Annotated in this window: 15 protein-coding genes; 5 read left to right on the forward strand and 10 right to left on the reverse strand. The window is 52.5% G+C overall.

Annotated features, from left to right (window positions below; all coding sequences use genetic code 11):
* Positions 1-200: 200 nt before the first annotated feature.
* The 8 genes from SACSAC_RS16790 to SACSAC_RS16825 all read right to left on the reverse strand — a co-directional run bounded on the left by SACSAC_RS16790 (position 201) and on the right by SACSAC_RS16825 (position 9,764).
* Positions 201-1,691 carry an ABC transporter substrate-binding protein gene (locus tag SACSAC_RS16790; protein ID WP_037288467.1) on the reverse strand — a complete coding sequence of 497 codons (1,491 nt, stop codon included), beginning with the start codon at positions 1,689-1,691 and terminating at the stop codon, positions 201-203.
* Positions 1,692-1,773: 82 nt separating this feature from the next.
* A complete protein-coding gene (locus tag SACSAC_RS16795) occupies positions 1,774-2,703 on the reverse strand; it encodes a carbohydrate ABC transporter permease (RefSeq protein ID WP_037288470.1) in 930 nt (309 codons plus the stop codon).
* Positions 2,704-2,716: 13 nt separating this feature from the next.
* On the reverse strand, positions 2,717-3,652 hold the full coding sequence (locus SACSAC_RS16800; protein WP_037288471.1) for an ABC transporter permease: 936 nt from the start codon (positions 3,650-3,652) through the stop codon (positions 2,717-2,719).
* A gap of 843 nt (positions 3,653-4,495) precedes the next feature.
* The gene (gene modB, locus SACSAC_RS16805; RefSeq protein ID WP_037293054.1) at positions 4,496-5,173 is read right to left on the reverse strand and encodes a molybdate ABC transporter permease subunit; all 678 of its coding nucleotides are present in this window, start codon (positions 5,171-5,173) and stop codon (positions 4,496-4,498) included.
* Complete coding sequence (modA, locus tag SACSAC_RS16810) at positions 5,173-6,039, reverse strand: molybdate ABC transporter substrate-binding protein (protein WP_037288474.1); 867 nt, start codon at positions 6,037-6,039, stop codon at positions 5,173-5,175. The genes modB and modA overlap by 1 nt, the downstream gene beginning before the upstream one ends.
* Positions 6,040-6,268: 229 nt before the next feature.
* Positions 6,269-7,849 carry a protoporphyrinogen oxidase gene (gene hemG / locus SACSAC_RS16815; RefSeq protein WP_051507197.1) on the reverse strand — a complete coding sequence of 527 codons (1,581 nt, stop codon included), beginning with the start codon at positions 7,847-7,849 and terminating at the stop codon, positions 6,269-6,271.
* The gene (locus SACSAC_RS16820; protein WP_037288477.1) at positions 7,846-9,030 is read right to left on the reverse strand and encodes a TIGR04053 family radical SAM/SPASM domain-containing protein; all 1,185 of its coding nucleotides are present in this window, start codon (positions 9,028-9,030) and stop codon (positions 7,846-7,848) included. Before SACSAC_RS16820 ends, hemG begins: the two co-directional genes overlap by 4 nt.
* Before the next feature lie 14 nt (positions 9,031-9,044).
* On the reverse strand, positions 9,045-9,764 hold the full coding sequence (locus SACSAC_RS16825; RefSeq protein WP_037288479.1) for a YwiC-like family protein: 720 nt from the start codon (positions 9,762-9,764) through the stop codon (positions 9,045-9,047).
* Between the two features lie 184 nt (positions 9,765-9,948).
* Between SACSAC_RS16825 and SACSAC_RS16830 the strand changes: the two genes are divergently transcribed.
* Together SACSAC_RS16830 and SACSAC_RS16835 are read left to right on the forward strand one after the other, a co-directional pair.
* Positions 9,949-10,374 (forward strand): hemerythrin domain-containing protein, encoded by a 426-nt coding sequence (locus tag SACSAC_RS16830; RefSeq protein ID WP_037288481.1) that lies wholly within the window; start codon positions 9,949-9,951, stop codon positions 10,372-10,374.
* Positions 10,371-12,275, forward strand: a complete 1,905-nt coding sequence (locus SACSAC_RS16835) for a tetratricopeptide repeat protein (RefSeq protein ID WP_037288483.1) — start codon at positions 10,371-10,373, stop codon at positions 12,273-12,275. Before SACSAC_RS16830 ends, SACSAC_RS16835 begins: the two co-directional genes overlap by 4 nt.
* Before the next feature lie 326 nt (positions 12,276-12,601).
* Here the strand turns inward: SACSAC_RS16835 and SACSAC_RS16840 are convergent, their stop codons facing one another.
* Positions 12,602-13,057 carry a V4R domain-containing protein gene (locus SACSAC_RS16840; protein WP_037288486.1) on the reverse strand — a complete coding sequence of 152 codons (456 nt, stop codon included), beginning with the start codon at positions 13,055-13,057 and terminating at the stop codon, positions 12,602-12,604.
* Positions 13,058-13,289: 232 nt separating this feature from the next.
* On the opposite strand from SACSAC_RS16840, the gene SACSAC_RS16845 reads away from it, so the two are divergent.
* Both SACSAC_RS16845 and SACSAC_RS16850 read left to right on the forward strand, forming a co-directional pair.
* Complete coding sequence (locus SACSAC_RS16845) at positions 13,290-14,342, forward strand: NAD(P)/FAD-dependent oxidoreductase (RefSeq protein ID WP_037288489.1); 1,053 nt, start codon at positions 13,290-13,292, stop codon at positions 14,340-14,342.
* A gap of 271 nt (positions 14,343-14,613) precedes the next feature.
* On the forward strand, positions 14,614-15,846 hold the full coding sequence (locus SACSAC_RS16850; protein ID WP_037288491.1) for an aminopeptidase: 1,233 nt from the start codon (positions 14,614-14,616) through the stop codon (positions 15,844-15,846).
* A gap of 94 nt (positions 15,847-15,940) precedes the next feature.
* Here SACSAC_RS16850 and SACSAC_RS16855 read toward each other — a convergent pair whose 3' ends face one another.
* Entirely contained in the window at positions 15,941-17,083 is a 1,143-nt protein-coding gene (locus SACSAC_RS16855; RefSeq protein ID WP_037288494.1) for a zinc-dependent alcohol dehydrogenase, read from the reverse strand.
* A gap of 254 nt (positions 17,084-17,337) precedes the next feature.
* Between SACSAC_RS16855 and SACSAC_RS16860 the strand changes: the two genes are divergently transcribed.
* Positions 17,338-18,141: a TraR/DksA C4-type zinc finger protein gene (locus tag SACSAC_RS16860; RefSeq protein WP_037293057.1), complete on the forward strand. Its 804-nt coding sequence runs from the start codon at positions 17,338-17,340 to the stop codon at positions 18,139-18,141.
* The last annotated feature ends 58 nt before the right edge of the window (positions 18,142-18,199 follow it).

Here is an 18,199-nt window from a genome sequence, read left to right on the forward strand (position 1 = left end):
TTGGATTCCGTTTGGGTTCCGCTGAGGGGAAAATCCTGTTCGTTGGGGAAGGTTGAGGGCTGCGGGAGAAATTCGTTCAAGCCGCTGTCTCACGCATAAAACCTTCGGTTTTACGCGTTCAAAGGCGTCTTTCACTGAATTTCTCCCTCCGCTCCTCGCTTCGCTCAACTTAAATCTTTTCCTATACGCTTCACTTATTTTTACTTAAAATAAGCTTCGATTTGTTCTTGGGCGGCTTGGACGATGGTGTCCATGCCGGCGGCTTTCATTTCGGCTTCGACTTTAGGGACGATGACGGCCGGGTCGGAAGCGCCGGTGATGAGTTCGGCTTTGTATTTGTCCCATACGGCTTTGGTGTTGGCGACTTCGGTGGTCAGGTTGCTGATGTCGAGTGCGAAGCCGAGCGTGGACGACGGTGTGGCTTCTTCGTTCAGCTTACGCACTTGCTCCCATTGGTCTTCCGGTGCGCCTTTTGTGACGGCCAGGTTGAAGAATGTGCCTTGGGTGTAAGCGGCGAGCGGCCAGGTGTCGCTGACGCGTTCGATCACTTTTTCGCCGTCTACGCTGTTGTAATCGACGCCGAGTTCGCCGAACGCGAGCATGTTGCGCAGTTTCGGATCGGTGTTGACCAATTCCAGATACTTCAAGGCTTCGTTTTTGTATTTGGAGTTTGCGGAAATGGCGTTCAGAGAGCCTTGGATCGTGCTTGTGGTGTAGAGAGGGCCGAATACTTGGACCATATCGTACTTTTCGACGCCTTCGTTGATCTGATAGTTGGCTTCTGCGCCAGGGAAAGCTTGGGCGCTGAAGAACGGGCGTGCCTTCTCGGCTTCGCCGCGTGTCGGCGCGTCAGGGTTGACGATGCCGTCTTGGTACCATTGGTGGAGCAGCGTCAGGTTTTCCATAATATCCGGTTGGTTGAGCGTAAACACGACTTTACGGGATTGATCGTCGACTTTTACGCCGATCGGTTGCAGTCCCAATGTGAGGTCGTCGTAGCCGTTGAACAAGCCCGGGAATCCGTCGCCTTGGGTCAAAGACAGCGGGTAGTAGCTTTTGCCTTCGCCGGCTTTCATGTCGCGGAACGGCTTATCGAGATCACTGAGCGTTTTGATGTTGTTCAGGTCGATGCCGTATTTCTGCACGTAAGTATCGTCGAAGATCCAATACTGGGTCAGCGAAGAGTCTTTATACGTAGGAACCGAATAGATTTTGCCGCCGATCTTCGCTCCGTCCCAGACCGTTTCCGGGATGAATTTGTACAGTTCCGGCGATTCGCTCTGCACCAGGTCGGTCAGGTCTGCGAAAGCGCCCATCGAGACTTGCTGGTTGTATTTGCCGCTGTTGGTGAACATGATATCGAATGGTTCTCCGGTGTTCACGATCGTATTGATCTTGGTGTCCCAATCGGCCCAGCTTGCGACGCGGATATCGATCTTGACGCCGATTTTTTCCGCTGTGTACTCATTCATGGCAGCGAGGGCTTTGTCGAAGTTGCTCGGAACCTGACCGCCGATCGTCCACCAGACCAATGTCGGCACTTCACCCGAATCTGCGGAGCCGCTATCCGTTTGCCCCGAAGAATCCGTCGTGCCGCTGGTGCCGGAACCTCCTCCGCTGCATGCGGCTAGCACAGACATCAGCAGCATGACCGTGCAGAACATGGAAAAGAATTTGCCTCTTTTTTTCATAAACCTTACCCCCTCTTTCGTGTTTGGTAGGCTTGCTTATATGGTTCGATGACCGATAACGCCTTATTGCGCGATGCCGGGATCACCCTTTGATCGAACCCACTGTCAATCCGGCGATAAAGTAACGCTGGAAGAAGGGGTAAGCGAACGCCACGGGCACGACGATGAGAATCGCCACGGCCATACGCGCGGTTTCTTTCGGCATGTTTGCGACCAGTGTCGCATAGCTGACTCCCATGCTGGAAGCGTTTCTCGCCAAGGCGTCCACGTTGCTCATCAGATTGTTCAGCAGCGCTTGCAGCGAGTACAGATCCTGATCGTTGATGTACAGCATGGACTGGAACCAGTCGTTCCAATACCCGAAGCAAAGGAACAACCCGATTGTCGCCAGTACCGGAAGCGAGATTGGCATGATAATGGAGAAGAAAATACGTAACTGACTCGCTCCGTCGATCTCCGCCGATTCAACAATCCCGTCGGGAATCGTACTGCGGAAAAACGTTTTGCAAATAATGACGTTGAACGAAGATACCGCAAGCGGTAGAATCAGCGCCCAGATCGTGTCTTTTAACCCAAGCAGGTTGGCGTTGATATAGTAGCTGGACACCAGGCCGCCATTGAAGACCATCGGAATGAACACAACCCAGGTGAGGAAGCTTTTGAGCTTGTAGTTCGGTTGTGCCAGCACGTATCCCATCGAAGCGGTCAGCAGCACGCCGATCACGGTTCCGATGACGGTCACCAATACCGATACGCCGAACGCCCGTAAAATGACCGTCCCCTGCTGAATGATAAATCCGTACGCCTCCACCGAGAAAACGGTCGGAAACATATGGTAACCCGTCTGCCGGATCGAATCTTCGCTGGAAAATGAAATCGATACAATAACCAGAATCGGTACGACGCACACGAGCGCAAGGAGGATAAACACCAGATGGAACAGGATATTCATCCCTTTTCCAATCCGGTTGTATCGGTCGAGTCCGCTCGTCGCTTCACTTTTCGCTGCCATAGACTCGCCTCCTTTACATCATTGCGCTTTCCGAATCGATACGGCGAACGATCCAGTTGGCAAACAAAATCGTGATACAGCCCATGACCGATTGGACGAAAGCCGCTGCCGACGCCATGCCTACGGTCGCCGTTTTCAGCTGCTTGTACACCAATACGTCCAGGGTCGTGGTGACATTGAACAAGGAATTGGAGTCTCGCGGAACCTGGTAGAATAAACCGAAGTCCGTGTAGAAAATACGCCCGACCGCCAAAATGAACATCATGACGATGACCAGTTTCATCATCGGCAGCGTGATGTACTTCGTCTGCTGCCAGATCGAAGCCCCGTCAATCACGGCTGCTTCGTAATAAGTGCTGTCAATGCCGGTGATGGTTGCCAGATACACGACCATGCCGTAACCGATCCCTTTCCAAACGTTCATGAAAATCAGGAAATACGGCCAATACTGGGGTTCCATGTACCAGTTCACCGATTCTGCACCCATTCCGTTCAGCGCTTGGTTCGCGATCCCTTTATCGAAGCTCAGGAAAGCCCAAATGACGGCAGAAACGACGACCCAAGACAGGAAATACGGCAAAAACATCATCGTTTGATATACTTTGCCCGCTCTGCTGTTGTGCAGGCGTCCGATCATCAGCGCCAGCGTGACCGGAATCAGAATGCCGAGCAGGATGAAAATGATGTTATAGCCCAACGTATTGCGGATGGTGATCCACGCGTCGTTGGACTTGAACAGGAACTCGAAGTTTTTCCATCCCGACCATGGGCTGTTGAATACGTTGCTCAAAAAGCCGCCGGAGATTTTAAAATCTTTGAATGCGATGATGACTCCGAACATGGGCAGGAAGCAGAAAAGTATGTACCAGATTGTGGTGGGCAGTGCGAGTAAGGTGAGTTCGGTATCCTGCTTGCGCCAACGCGGGCGCTTTTGTTTTTCTTTTTTCATGTTCACCCCGTCCCCCGTGTAGTGGATTTGATGTGCTGTATTCAGGATATAAGAAACCGCTTACATTTGAATAGATTAGAAACGTTAGACTTCAGGCGGGAAACGTTAGATCAAAGGGAGAAAAATTCGACCTTTGATCTAACGTCGGGGAATTTACCTTAAAGTCCTGTTCGCGGGAGCTCGCGGGGGCGCTGCGGGGCACTGCGGGAGAAATTCGTTCGAGCCGCTGTCTCAAGCAGAAAGCCTTCGGCTTTCCGCTTTCAAAGGCCAACATATTGCTGAATGTTACCGCAGGTTTTCTTCGAAAACCTGTATTTCACTGAATTTCTCCCTCCGCTCTCGCTCGTCCGTGAAGGACTTCAAGGCAATTCGACGACGTTGGCAAGGTCTCATTTTGGGGGAAGAGAGTAAAAAGAAAAAGCTCTGGTTTCTTAAAGTGCGCTCAAAAGGAGTGCTTGAGAGAATGGCAAAGAAATAAATGCGGATATACAGTTATTTTCAGCAGATACGTGCAGGAGAAGAAATAGATACGATTATACAGTTATTTAGAGAATAATAAAGTGGAAAACAGAAAATACGATGAAATAAATGGATATATGTATGTATTGGCTTGATTAAGCCGAAAATGAAGAAATTAAATGGATATTCGCATTTATTTTACGGAAGACATTCTTGAACTGTAAGAGGAAGTTTGGAACGTCGGAGGATGCGGAGATTGCGCGGGACTGTGGATCATCATACATCAGCTTGGAAAGGGCAGAAAAGGAAAGGATACGTTTGTTGAATTGAATAGAAAATAAAAAAACGTCCCGAAGCCTTTAAGATGGGCTTCGGGACGTTTTTTCAAGAAGATCGGCGTCCCGTAAGAAGAAGCAGGACGAATGAAACGGCGACGATCGCGATGGTCCAGGCCCAGGCCAGGGACAGATGGCCGGAGTCGACGGCTACGTAGATCGCGGTCGGAACAGTCTGGGTTCGGCCCGGGATGTTGCCGGCGATCATAAGCGTGGCACCGAACTCGCCTAGGCTTCGGGCGAAGCCCAGGACGTAGGCGGTTTTTAGAGAAGGCGCGATTAACGGCAGCGTGATATGCCGGAAGACTTGCCATTCGTTAGCCCCGATGGAGCGGCCGGCGTCTTCGAGGTCGCGGTCGACGGCTTCGAATCCGGTTACGGTCGTGCGATAGACCAGTGGGAAAGCGACGACTACCGCTGCAATGACGGCGGCCTGCCAAGAGAAGATCACGGTTGAATGGAAGATTTTTTCGATCAATCCGCCCAACCATCCCCGACGCCCGAGCAGGATCAGCAGCAGGAAACCGACCACAGTCGGCGGCAGCACGAGCGGAAGCATAAAGACTGTCTCCAGCACCGTTTTGCCTCGAAAAGTCTCGCGACGAGACATGCACCAGGCGACTGCGGTTCCAAGTAATATGGCGATAACGCTCGCCAGCAGCGCGACTTGGAGCGAAAGGCGGATCGGCGACCAATATTCGCTCCAGCCGATGTCCGCTAAAGTCATCATTGTGCGACGGAGAAGCCGTAGCCAGTCAGAACATCCAGTGCTTCCGGCGTTTGCAGGTAGTCATAGAAAGCTTGCGCCGCTTCTTGGTGCTCCGTTGATTTGACGATACCGATTGGATAATTGATTGGCGAGTAGCTGCTTGCTTCAACATCGAAGGCCACTTTGACTTGATCTGAAGTTAGCGCATCCGTTTTGTAGACGAAGCCTGCATCTGCATTGCCTGTCTCTGTATATTGAAGCACTTGGCGCACGTCTTTGCCTTGCACCATTTTATCTTGCAGCGAATCCCATAGCCCGGCGTTGGTCAGCGCTTCTTGCGCATACTTGCCAGCAGGAACGCTGTCCGGAATACCGATCGCAACATGCTTGACGCTATCGCCAGTCAGATCCTCGATCTTCGTTATAGCGGTTTGCGCATCTTTCGGTACGACGACAACGAGCGTATTGGTCAACCAGTTCTTTTCTTGCTCGTCTTCGATCAAGCCTCCGTCCAGCAGCGCCTGCATGTTTTTGGTTGACGCGGACAAGAACAAATCAGCCGGTGCGCCTTGTTCGATTTGCTGTTGAAGAGCACCCGAAGCACCGAAGTTGAACTCCAGCTTCACGTTAGAATTGGCAGCTTCGTATGTTTTTTGGATATCATTCAAAGCATCCGTCAAACTGGCCGCAGCCGAGATCGTCAGCGTAACCGATTCGGTTGTCGGAGCGACGGTATCATTGCCGTTTGCTTCAGTGGTACTGTCTGTTTGTTGACTGGCGCCCTGAGTTGCGGTTGGCTCGGCAGGCTTGGCCCCGCAAGCTGCCAAAATCAGCAGCAACGCAAGCATGGGCAACAGGAAGATATTTAGTTTTCTTTTGATCATGATTCGTGCTCCTCTTTTCTATTCGTTAAAATTTACAATACACAAACTTGCTTGTTCAGTCTACGCCCGGACAATTGAAAAAGCGATTCGGGAAACCCCCTTTTATCAAACAAGGATTTGTTGAGACTTGGCGAACATCGAACGGTTTTCGTTAATCCTATACGTGAAAAAAAGGCAATCTCCTTATCCCCTGCTTAAGGGAGTTAGGGTAGCCTTTTCGATGTCGCGATCAAGAAGCCGATTCGCATTTTTCTGGTTCGCGCATAAGCGCAGGAAGTCCTTCAAGCAGACTCACTGCCGCATCTCTCCCCCCTGCCACGCAGTCGGGAATACCTACGCCGTTATAGCCTGCACCGCAAAGCAGCACGCCCGGAAGCGATTTTTCCACATCAGAACGAACTTCGTTCATCATCTCCACATGTCCCACCGGATACTGAGGCATTGCGGATAGACAGCGGCTGACCTCGGCCCATTGCGGTACGGTATTCAGCCCCGTCAGCTCGCGCAGATCGCGCTTCGCCGCTTCGATCAACTCGCGATCCTCCATATTTGTCCATTGCTGCGCGCCGGAACGTCCGATGTAGGTTCGCAGCAACGTTTGTCCCTCGGGTGCTACATGCTGCCATTTGGTTGACGACCAGGTACACGCTGTAATCAGCCGGCCTTCTTTTCTCGGAACCAGGAAGCCGGAGCGCTCGAACGAGATATTCAGATCCGAAGTTCGGTACGCCAATGCGATATTCGCCACCGATACATAGTCAATTTCCCGTAACCGCTGCGCAGTAGGTACCTCTTTGTTCAATAATCGTGCAGCTTCAAATGCCGGCAAAGCGCAGATCACGCCGTCAGCTTTTAAGCATTGACCGCCCTCCAGAGTAACTTCATAGCGATGAATGTCCTTTTTAATGAAAGAAACAGCCCGATCTCCTGTAATGACCTGAACTCCCGAGTCGCGCAGATACTGTTCCAGACGTGCCACCAATGCCGACAATCCGCCTTGATAGGATAAAAACATGCTTTTGGACAGCTTGCCGGAAAGAGCGGGTGCGCGTCCTGTTTTGCCGGGGATCGAAGATGGACTTCCATTACCGGACGGAGTTTGATTCGACTTCGAACCTTTAGCCGGATTTCCTTTCGGACGTCCGCCGCCGCGCGCCATGCCTTTGATCAGACTGCCTTCTCTCTCTTCCATCGCTTTGAACTGAGGAAAGGTCGCGTTCAGGCTGAGCGAGCGCGTATCTCCGGCGTAAATCCCGGCCAGAAGCGGCTCGGTGATCCGTTCGAGCACTTCTTTTCCCAGACGCCGCTCGATAAAATCGCCCAGCGCTTCATCCCCTTCCTCCTGCTTCTTGGGCAAGACGAGATCAAGCGCGGCGCGCAGTTTGCCCATCGGCGAGATTAATCCGGTTCGGATGAACGGAGACAGCTTGGTCGGGATCCCCAGAATGAAACCCATCGGCATCGGATGCATTTTCCCTTTGTGCAGGATGTAGCTGGTTTTCGCATCCGGATTGGTCGGAACGAGTTCGCCTGTCAGACCCAGCTCTGCGGTTAAGTCCAGGATAGCCGTTTTGCGTGCGATAAACGAATCCGGGCCTTTTTCGATCAAGCAGCCGTCCCGATTTTCCGTACGCAGTCGACCGCCGAGCTGTTCACTCTCCTCGACTAACGTGATTTCAAGCGAAATCCCTTGCTCCTTGGCTTGTTTGGATAAGTAGAAAGCAGAAGCCAGCCCACTGATCCCGCCTCCGAGCACCAGGATTCGCCGCGGAGTTGAACGTGTCGCCGTTGTCTGATTCGTTGCTGTCATGATTGTAGTTCTCCTCTCAACGTTACCGGAATATACGTGCAACTCGGATCGCTTTCCAAAAAATCACCCGTGACGGCAAACGCGCGAGCACGCGAGCCGCCGCATAATTGCTTGAATTCGCATGCGCCGCATTTGCCCTTTAATCGATTCTTGTCGCGCAGGCTTCGCATAACGGCAGAGTTGCGGTAAATGTCCTCCAGCGCCTCTTCCCGGACATTTCCGCATTTTACGGGCAGGAATCCGCTTGGATAGACGTCTCCGATATGGCTGATAAAAAGGAAGCCGTCGCCGTCATTCACTCCTTTGGGAGCGCGTCCGAGCACGTCGGCACGTTTGAATCCGCCTTTCGACGCCGGCACCGCATGAGCGGCACGCATCGAAAAAGGGTTCCCGAACGATGAATCCATAGCTCCGATCGAGGTATCCGTGGTTGAATCCGCCTTCGTACGCTTCGCGGATAGCTGCACGGCCACTCGGCGGTAATGCGGCGCTTCGGTGGCTTTGACGCCGTACGGCATCCGCTGTCCCACCTCATACAACCATTCCATCACTTCTTCGTGTTCTTCGGCGCTGATCATATCTTTTTGCGCGGCACGACCGGTTGGAATCAGGAAAAAAAGACTCCAAAGCACGACGCCCATCTCTTTGACCTTTTCCGAAATGGCCTCCAAGTCATGCAAATTGTAACGGGACACCGTCGTGTTGACCTGAATCGGAATCCCCAGCTCCTGCAAATAGCCGATGCCGCGCATGGTTGTATCGAAAGACCCTACCGTTCCGCGAAAGTGATCGTGAATTTCGGTACAAGAACCGTCAAGACTGAACGCCCAACGCGAGAGTCCGACTTCTTTCGCTTTTTCGACAGCACTCCGGGTCACGCGCGGCGTGGCGCTGGGAGTCATGGACACGGACAATCCCTTTTCTTCAATCGCGTAGCGGGCAAGCTCGAACAGATCGGGACGCATCAGCGGATCACCGCCCGTGAACACCAATAACGGGTTATTCATTAGCGCGATTCGATCAATCAGCGCGCGGCCTTCTTCATGCGAGAGTTGATTGGGATCGGCCCGGTATTGAGCTTCCGCCCGGCAGTGCAGACATTTAAGCGCGCAGGCGCGGGTCACTTCCCAGATGACGATAAAAGGATCGACGGCATAATCGCGCGGGGCCGGCATATTCATGGGGCAAGACTCCTTTACAGATAGACGATCAATACGGAAACGTACAACATCACGGCAAAAACAAGTTCGGCGATTCCCGTTTGTTTGACCTTCAGCTTCTGCTTGGGCAGCACGATCGCGCGCGCCAGCAGAATCGCAAACGGAATCGCAAGCGGAAGGCTTAACCAGGCTGCAAAAGGAATCAACAGCGAGTGGTAAGCGATCGACAGACGGTAATAACGAGGGTTCTTTTTCTCGCGAATAATCGTCTTGACATACAGCGCGGTACCGATGAAATACAGACCCAGCATCATGAACAGCAGCGTGGTCTTCGTCCAATCTGCTTCATGGCCCGCCGACACGTACACGACTGGGTAAATGAAGGAGCAAAACAACAGGATCGCCACGATATCATTGAGCAGCGCGCGTTCATTTTTGGATTTGGCATAATAGGCGGGGATCGCGAAGGTCACCAGCAACAGTACGCCATAGCCAATCAACTTGGGTTCGGATAGCACAACAATGATCGTAAGCGGAATCAAGATCAGACCGTACACTAGCGACGGCTTCAGGTAACGATCCTTTTTCCCTGTTTTGATCCATTGAAGCACGGGAAAGCTAAACAAATACATAGACAGCCAACACAGAAACAACGGAAGATGCAACAATGTGGCTCCGGCAACGGACATTCCAAGCAAAAACGGAAGCATCAGCATGGCCCATGCGCCGTGCTGATTCGGAATATAGCGGTTGATAACATTCCCCTCCTTACGGGTTTATTGTATAAAACGTTACCGAAGGCGACCAATCAGGGACTTCCCTTTTTCGCTCCGGGAAATGCCTAACCGAACCGCCGCACGCGTCCGTGCATGCTATACTGGACGCGTTGAAACAAGTGCGTTGACCACGCTAAAAGAATTCGGAAAGGTGGAGCTAAATATGGGAGGACCCTCACTACGCCAACACCATGCCCATCATGCGATTCATGAAGGAGCACTAAGCGGCGCGATTGATAAAACGGAAGAACTGGAAGAACTGATTCAGACAGAAGGTATAGAAAATGCGCGTCAAGCTGCGGATCAGCTGCTCGGTTATTGGGTGACGCGGGTGCTCAGCCATGCGGATGCGGAAGAAGAAGGGTTTTATGAAGAAATGGCCGGAGAAGATCCCGATCTGAAACTGGCTGTTGTAAAACTGACGCGCGATCACGATATTTTGCGCATGATCGTCGCGGATCTTGTGACCCAGCTGCCCAAGAGCGGCCCGACTCCAGAAATGATGCGTTTGTTCTACTCATTGATTACGGTAAATGCGATTCACAGTCGTGAAGAAGAACGGCTATTGTTCGAGGAGCGCTCGAAATGAATCTGCTCTCTCCTGTCGTTTCCGTAGGACGAAATGATCCCTGTCCGTGCGGCAGCGGATTCAAATATAAGAAATGCTGCGCGCAGCGCGACGAAGTTTCTCGCAGCCTGGCAACCCGGCAAGCGGCGCTGGAATCGGTACTCCGGCAATTCTTCACGGCTCATCCCCGCCCGTCCGAGCAGAAGGCATTATCGGCTTGGAAAAATGAATTGGCCCCTCGTCTTAAAGCCGCTTATGGTGCGGAAAAAACGGACGCGGTCGTCGGGGATACGTTTTTCTTCAGCGAAGCTGTAGACATCTGGAATGCGTTTGTACGCGAGCAATCGGCAGATCCCGCCCATGCGGCAATTGCCGATGCTTTAAAAAGCTGGGTCGATCCGCAATTCGCGGTGCTGCGTGTTCTGGGACAAGACTCGATGTCAGCAGGAACGACCACAAGTATGAGCGTTCGCGCCGTGGAAGTATTGAGCGGTGAAGCCCTTAAGTTGCGTACAGATGATTCCTTCCGTCCTGCCGCCGGTACAATCGTCCTCGGTTTTTGGCTTCCGGGGGCCGGTCTTGAAGCTCCGAAAGTTGCGTTGAACAGTCTTGTGTTGGTCGAAGAACCTGACGATGATGCGGTGCTGCGTTTGGAGCAACTAAGGCGCGACCCGAAGGCTCTTGATCTTAAGACCTTTTACCGTTCGAATATCGCTTCGGTGTACGAAGCCTTCGGCGAAGCGATAGCGTCAAACGATTCGTCTTCTTCCGAAGAAGAGCTGCACGAATCGATAACGGAAGCGATTCGCAGGCTGGACGCATTCCTGATCCGACACGACGTGAAGCATGATCGTCTGATGGATACCACCTTTCGATTCCTGAAACGCAAACGCCACAAACCGGATGCCGGTACAGCGGCGGCAGCGGCGATTCGTTTTGCCCTGGATCAAGACTGGCTGACGAATGACTGGGATGCAGAACGGCTGACGGAAAAATTCGGCGCAAACCCTGAAGAAACCGTACGTTTGGCACAAGAAATGGCGAATTTCGAGCAAAAAACTTCGGCTTACCGCGAAGAAGAAGAAATCATCGGTTTCCGGGTCGGAACCGATCCGATGCTCGACGAGTTCCGCCAATGGCGACTCTACATGCACATTAAGGATTTGGACATTCAAGGCGAAGCTGCGCTGCGCCGTCAGATGGACTACTTCTCGGGAATTCCCTACTCTCCTGCCACGGCCGGCGAGGAAGCGCAGCTGCGTGCCTATGAAGCTTATCTGGCAAAAGAAACTGAATTACGTTTTAAAAAAATGTCCGAGGCTCGTCAACTGGACCCCGATAATGCAGATGCGTTGCTGTTGGCTGCCGGATTCGAGACCGATGTTGTTGAACGCCAAGTTCTGCTGCAACACGCGGAGCAATCGGCTCTTCAATCGTTCGAGGCGGATATCCAACCGGTCTGGCTGCATATTCCCAACCGCCCTTATTTGCGCGCTTTGATGCAAGCAGCTCTGGAAGATTGGGAGCAAGCCCGATGGAATGAAGCGTTTGAACGGTTCTACCGGCTGCTTCGCTTGAACCCTGCCGATCATCAGGGAGCACGCTACCCTGCGTTATCCGCATTAATTGCCCGAGGCGATCTTCAAGCTGCCCAAGGATTGTTGGCCCATTATGCCGAGGGTGCCGGGGACAATGCGATCTATCGCTGGTTCGACTGGGCGATTCATTATCGACAGGATCGCTTGGAAAAAGCTGCCGAGGAACTTTATCAAACGGCAGTCGAAGCTAATCCTTATGTAGAAAAGCGGGTTCGCAATCGGCCTGAAGCCGAGCCTTATCCGCAATCCGCGGTGATGACGCCAAGATCGCCGGAGGAAGCTGAATTCATATGGACGATGATTCGTCCGGGGCTTTTTCATTAAGAATGTCTTGTTTGGCTGGGCGTGCTGAGGCGCTGCGGGAGAAATTCGGTCAAGACGCTGTCTCACTCGGAAACATGGATGAAGATTCGAGAAGTAGCTTTCCGCGTTCAAAGGCGTCTTGACCTGAATTTCTCCCTCCGCTTAGCATGCTCGCTCAAAAAAGATTCTTAAAGAAAAGAGCTTGGGGTTAGGTTTTAGGGTAAGGCAAAGATAGATCACATAGATAAAGAAAATGGTTTCTGACGGCGTGATGCCGTTGGGAACTTTTTTATTTAAGTACATCGTGCGTAGTAAAAGTTAATTAAAATGCTTGAGGGGCTGCTTTTTTACACGCCGTAGCGTACTTCGTACTCGCAGCGGTCGTCGCCGGAGACGTTGCATTTGACTTCGCGGACGCGGGCGGCGCGGCCGGTGACGCGGTGCAGGGCGCCTTCGAGGATTGCGCCTTCCAGGTCGCAGACCATTTTGCCTTCGAGCACGGGGAGTCCTTCGCAGAAGCAGTCGTCTACGGCGATGCGCATGCCCTTCTCGTCTTGATGCACGATGCTTGGGATTCCGATTTTCAGTTCTTCGAACATCCTCAGGATGTCTTCAACCGAGGATACGGGCAAAGATTCGCCGATCTTGCGGCCGATGGTTGCGGTTGTGCTTTTTCCGCCCATCGGGAGAGCTTGATACATGCCGATCAAGCGAATGGTGCGAAATAATTCCAACGGGACCTGATCCCCCAGTTTATCGCGTGCGATGGATTTCATATCTGCAAATTCGAATGTGTCTTTCATGGTCAGACCACCTTCTTTGGATTTGCGACGGGCCGGATTGCCTTGCGCTTGCCCTTCGTATCGAAAGTGTAGCCGACTTGCCGAGCGGGTCGAGTGATTGCGGTCACGTCTTTTTTTGAGGCCTTTTCGGAAATGGTGTTGTCTTTTTCTTGAAACTGTTGGTATACTTACTTTTGATATTGAGAATCATTATCTTTTGAGATATACATATATTAAGGGAGGCCATATCAGGATGGAAAACCATGAAGTCTATGACGTAACGATTATCGGCGGAGGGCCGGCCGGGCTCTTTTCCGCTTTCTATAGCGGTCTGCGCGAGATGAAGACGAAGATTATCGAGTATCAACCGTTCTTGGGCGGCAAGGTTCACGTATACCCCGAGAAAATGATCTGGGACGTCGGCGGCTTGACGCCGATGCCGGCCGCCAAGCTGATCGAACAAATGGTAGCGCAAGGCCAAACGTTCAAGCCGGACGTCGTGCTGAACGAGAAAGTGACGTCGATCGCGCGCTCGGAAGACGGCGAACATTTCGTGCTGCATACTTTGTCCGGCGATCAACATCATTCGAAAACGATCATTTTGGCCGTCGGCGGAGGCATTCTTAATCCGACCAAACTCGACATTGAGGGCGCGGAGCGCTTCGAAGTGACGAACCTTCACTACACCGTCAAATCGATCGCTCGTTTCAAAGACAAGACGGTTCTGATTTCCGGAGGAGGCCATTCGGCGGTGGACTGGGCCAACGAGCTTGCGCCTTTCGCGAAAAAAGTGTACCTGACCTACCGCAAGGAAGAACTTAAAGGGCACGAAGCCGATATTACCCGAATGAAAGCCAACGGCGTGGAGCTGCTGCTTAACGCTACCATCAAAACGCTTGTCGCCAACGAAGACCATTCAGCGATCGGCACCGTATTGATGGAGAAAAACGATTCGCAAGAAGATTTCGAACTCACCGTGGACGACGTGATTATCAGCCACGGATACGAGCGGGATACCGAACTGCTCAAAAAGAGCGAGATCAAAATCGAGATGAACGAATACCAAATCCTTGCTTCTTCTTCAAGCGAGACGTCCGTGCCGGGCATCTTCGCCGCCGGAGACGTCGTTCATTACGACGGAAAAGTGCATCTGATCGCAGGCGCGTTCCATGATGCGGCGAATGCCGTCAACAAAGCGAAACAGTTCGTCACGCCCGATGCGCGCGGTTACGGCATGGTCTCTTCCCACAATGATCTGTTCAAAGAGAAAAATCGCGAGATCATGAAAGAACTTTACAGCAACTAGCAGCTTGCCTTTAGCGTTGAAAAGGTAATAGTCTTTGCGAAATCGACGAATCCCCGGCTGCCAGCATGCGGCTTGGGGATTTTTGCGTTCAGCGATTCGAAAGCTGCATCCGCCCTCCCCTTTTCCCTCGAAATCAGCCGTTTCCCGCAACTTTTCCTGCATTCTCGCCGCCTAATTAACCAATGTTAGATTTCCTTTCTCCGCGCGATCTTGTACAATGAAAGACATAGCGTTTATTTTAATGAAGCAAGTATCGAAACGGAGGCCTATCATGTCGGATTTTCAAACAAACCTTAACAAATACGCCGAACTCGCGGTAAAAGTCGGTGTGAACGTACAGCCTGGACAAATTCTGATGATCGATGCAGGCGTGGAATCGCTCGAATACGTGCGTCTGGTCGTTAAACATGCCTACGCGGCCGGTGCTAAGCTGGTCAAAGTGAATCTCGCAGACGAAGCCATCACTCGCATGCGTTACGATCTTGCGCCGGACGATTCGTTCGAGATTGCACCGAAGTGGACGGCGGCGGAACGCGAAGAATTGGCGGAAAACGGCGGAGCGATGCTGGCTGTCATCTCCAACAATCCCGATCTGCTGAACGGAGTCGATCCGAACCGTATCTCTACTCTGCAAAAAGTATCCGGTGAAGCGCTCAGCAAATATCGCCAATACGTGCAGTCCGATAAGCTGGCTTGGTCGATCGTAGCCGTTCCTTCGGCAGCTTGGGCGGCTAAAGTCTTCCCTCACCTGCCTGAAAACGAGCAAATCCCGGCCATGTGGGAAGCCATCTTCAAGGCCGTTCGCGTGGATCAACCTGATCCGGTCGCGGCTTGGCAGCAGCATATCGCCACGCTGAACGACAAATCGACCTATCTGAACAGTAAAAAATACAAAGCTCTCCATTACACGGCGCCGGGAACGGATCTTACGATCGAGCTTCCACCGACGCATCTGTGGGTAGCTGCGGATAGCGAAAGCGAGCGCGGAACGGCATTCGTGGCCAACATGCCTACGGAAGAAGTATTCACCGCCGCACTCAAAACCGGCGTAAGCGGAACCGTATCGAGCACGAAGCCTTTGAGCTACGGCGGTAACATCATCGACAACTTCACGCTGACGTTCGAAAACGGACGCATCGTGGACGTGAAAGCCGAGCAAGGCGAAGAAACGTTGAAACGTCTCGTCGAGATGGACGAAGGCTCGCATTACATCGGCGAAGTGGCACTCGTGCCGCATAAATCCCCGATCTCCGAGTCCGGCATTCTTTACTACAATACGCTGTTCGACGAGAACGCTTCGAACCACCTGGCGATCGGCAGCGCGTATGCGTTCAACATTGAAGGCGGCAAAGCGATGTCTCGCGAAGAGCTCGCCGAAGCCGGAATCAACCAAAGTCTTGCGCATGTCGACTTCATGATCGGTTCTGCCGAAATGAACATTGACGGGATTACGCAAGACGGCACGGCCGAGCCTGTTTTCCGCGGCGGAAACTGGGCGTTTTAATCGATTGACGGCATAATGAAAGCCCTCCATTCCCTTTTCGGGAAGTCGGAGGGCTTTTTCTTTGCTTGAAAATGACGAAGGCGACTTTATTTCATTACGGTTTAAGCACGACCTTGATGCAATCTTCCTTCTTGCTATCGAAAATGTCGTAGGCATGCTCCGCTTCGTCCAGCGACAGGCGGTGCGTAATGATGTCGGTCGGATCGAGCTGTCCCGTTTTGATTTGGTTGAAAAGCTCCGGCATATAATGGATGACCGGCGCTTGTCCCGTCTTGATCGTCACGTTGCGCTCGAAGATATGACCGAACGGGAAATTGTTGTAGCGCAATCCGTAGACGCCCGTTACTTGAATCGTGCCGAATTTGCGAACGACGTTGGAAGCCATATGGAACGCGCCCAACCCTCCGCCTTGGAGCTTAAGCTTCGTTTCGACCTTTTCCATAAACGTTTTCTCGGAATCCAGGCCTACGCAGTCGATGACCACGTCCGCTCCGCCGCTCGTGATTTCAAGCAAATGCTTGTCCAGATCGTCGTTTTCCATGAAGTTGAACGTCTCGACGCGATTGGTACGGCGCGCGTGTTCCAAGCGATACTCCACGTGATCGACCGCGATCACGCGTTTTGCCCCTTTTTGCCACGCGAATTTTTGTACCATCAGCCCGATCGGCCCGCAGCCTAGCACGATGACCGTATCGCCTTTTTTGACGCCCGCGTTATCCACGCTCCAGTACGCGGTCGGGATCACGTCGGACAGCAGCAGCACCTGCTCGTCCGTTACTTCCGCGTCCGGCGGAATCACGAGCGGGCCGAAATTGCCGTAAGGCACTCTGAGCAGCTCGGCTTGGCCACCTGCGAAACCGCCGTACGTATGCGAATAGCCGAGCATCGCGCCCGTGTCTTTGGCCGGATTTTCGTTGGCGTTGTCGCACTGGCTTTCCATCTGATTTTGACAGAAGAAACATTGTCCGCAGGATACGTTAAAAGGAATGATGACGCGGTCGCCTTTTTTGACATGCGTCACGTCGCTTCCGATTTCTTCGACGATGCCCATCGGTTCGTGCCCGATGATGTAGTCGTCGGTCATGCCCGGGATTTCGCCGTTGAACAAATGCAGGTCAGAGCCGCAAATCGAAGTCGAAGTGACCCGAATCAGAATATCGTCGCGTTTTTCGAGCTTTGGCGTCGCTACGTCTTTCACTTTCACCTTGCGTTTGCCTTGATAAGTGAGTGCTTTCATATCGCCCATCGCTCCTTTTGACTGAACAGTATGTGTTTGAAAGGCTTTCCTCCCCTCATTAAACGAAATCGCCCATGAGTTAACATTATTTTTCCAGTCTCTTCATTCAGGCAGGTTTTCGATCCTTCCCGGTTCGTCAAAGATTGGTTCGCCTGCCGTACGGGTATAAAAGAGAAAGAAAGCGACGGTGCAAGCCCGCTCTTGCAGCTTGCAACCGGATCGCTAGGAACCGACTACGAATGGAGGCTTACATCATGAAACACTTAAACGACTCCCAGATCGACACGCTTAAAAATCTTTTGCTGGAACAAAAAAGCGAGCTGGAGCAGCATTTTGGCAATTCGGAGGATACGACTGAAGGCTTCGAGACGTCCCTGCGCGATTCCACGGGCGAATTATCTTCCGTCGATAACCATCCGGCCGATCTGGGCACCGAAGAATTTGAGCGCAGCCGGGACATGGCGATCGACAGCGACCTTTCCGATCGCCTCGACGAGGTCAATGCCGCGCTTCAACGTATTGAAGACGGCAGTTACGGCGTCGACGCGAAGACCGGCAAAGAGATTCCGTTCGAGCGTCTTGAAGCCGTTCCGTATACCGCCTATAACGTCGATACGACGCCGGAAAATAATCCGATCACGGATTACCGTCCGGTCGAAGAAGACGTCATGACGCCTCCTCCTTCGGGTGCCGGAGAAAACCGTCAGGCCCATGCAGGCAAATTCGACGACTCGGATGCTTGGCAGGCGGTCGAGAGCTACGGAAATGCCGACTCGCCCGCCATGTCCACCAAACGCGACGTTGAAAGCTACGATCAGCTGTCGAGCGACAACAACGAAGGCGAAGGCGCGGTTGAATCCTATGAGAACTTCACGGCGAACGATATGACCGGAGGGAATCGCAGCGTAGAAATGACCCGCGCCGAGCGCGAATATGTCGAAGCCGGCGAAGGCGAAGCAGTTGCCGAAATCGACGAATCAGTCGACACCGAAGCCGCGCTGGAACAGGCGATCGAACGCGACGGCGTGAAATCCGGAAAAAGAAGCAGCGACGAATAAAGAGTTTACGGAACAACGTAATCAAGCCGAGCCTCGGATATACATCCGGGGCTTTTTT

Origin of the sequence: Saccharibacillus sacchari DSM 19268 (assembly GCF_000585395.1) — a bacterium.
Taxonomy (GTDB): Bacteria; Bacillota; Bacilli; order Paenibacillales; family Paenibacillaceae; genus Saccharibacillus; species Saccharibacillus sacchari.

What these genes read in the sequence shown, in the direction of transcription:
- SACSAC_RS16790 (WP_037288467.1), bottom strand. Translation starts at nt 1,691, where the DNA reads ATGAAAAAAAGAGGCAAATTCTTTTCCATGTTCTGCACGGTCATGCTG.
- SACSAC_RS16795 (WP_037288470.1), bottom strand. Translation starts at nt 2,703, where the DNA reads ATGGCAGCGAAAAGTGAAGCGACGAGCGGACTCGACCGATACAACCGG.
- SACSAC_RS16800 (WP_037288471.1), bottom strand. Translation starts at nt 3,652, where the DNA reads ATGAAAAAAGAAAAACAAAAGCGCCCGCGTTGGCGCAAGCAGGATACC.
- modB (WP_037293054.1), bottom strand. Translation starts at nt 5,173, where the DNA reads ATGACTTTAGCGGACATCGGCTGGAGCGAATATTGGTCGCCGATCCGC.
- modA (WP_037288474.1), bottom strand. Translation starts at nt 6,039, where the DNA reads ATGATCAAAAGAAAACTAAATATCTTCCTGTTGCCCATGCTTGCGTTG.
- hemG (WP_051507197.1), bottom strand. Translation starts at nt 7,849, where the DNA reads ATGACAGCAACGAATCAGACAACGGCGACACGTTCAACTCCGCGGCGA.
- SACSAC_RS16820 (WP_037288477.1), bottom strand. Translation starts at nt 9,030, where the DNA reads ATGAATATGCCGGCCCCGCGCGATTATGCCGTCGATCCTTTTATCGTC.
- SACSAC_RS16830 (WP_037288481.1), top strand. Translation starts at nt 9,949, where the DNA reads ATGGGAGGACCCTCACTACGCCAACACCATGCCCATCATGCGATTCAT.
- SACSAC_RS16835 (WP_037288483.1), top strand. Translation starts at nt 10,371, where the DNA reads ATGAATCTGCTCTCTCCTGTCGTTTCCGTAGGACGAAATGATCCCTGT.
- SACSAC_RS16840 (WP_037288486.1), bottom strand. Translation starts at nt 13,057, where the DNA reads ATGAAAGACACATTCGAATTTGCAGATATGAAATCCATCGCACGCGAT.
- SACSAC_RS16845 (WP_037288489.1), top strand. Translation starts at nt 13,290, where the DNA reads ATGGAAAACCATGAAGTCTATGACGTAACGATTATCGGCGGAGGGCCG.
- SACSAC_RS16850 (WP_037288491.1), top strand. Translation starts at nt 14,614, where the DNA reads ATGTCGGATTTTCAAACAAACCTTAACAAATACGCCGAACTCGCGGTA.
- SACSAC_RS16855 (WP_037288494.1), bottom strand. Translation starts at nt 17,083, where the DNA reads ATGAAAGCACTCACTTATCAAGGCAAACGCAAGGTGAAAGTGAAAGAC.
- SACSAC_RS16860 (WP_037293057.1), top strand. Translation starts at nt 17,338, where the DNA reads ATGAAACACTTAAACGACTCCCAGATCGACACGCTTAAAAATCTTTTG.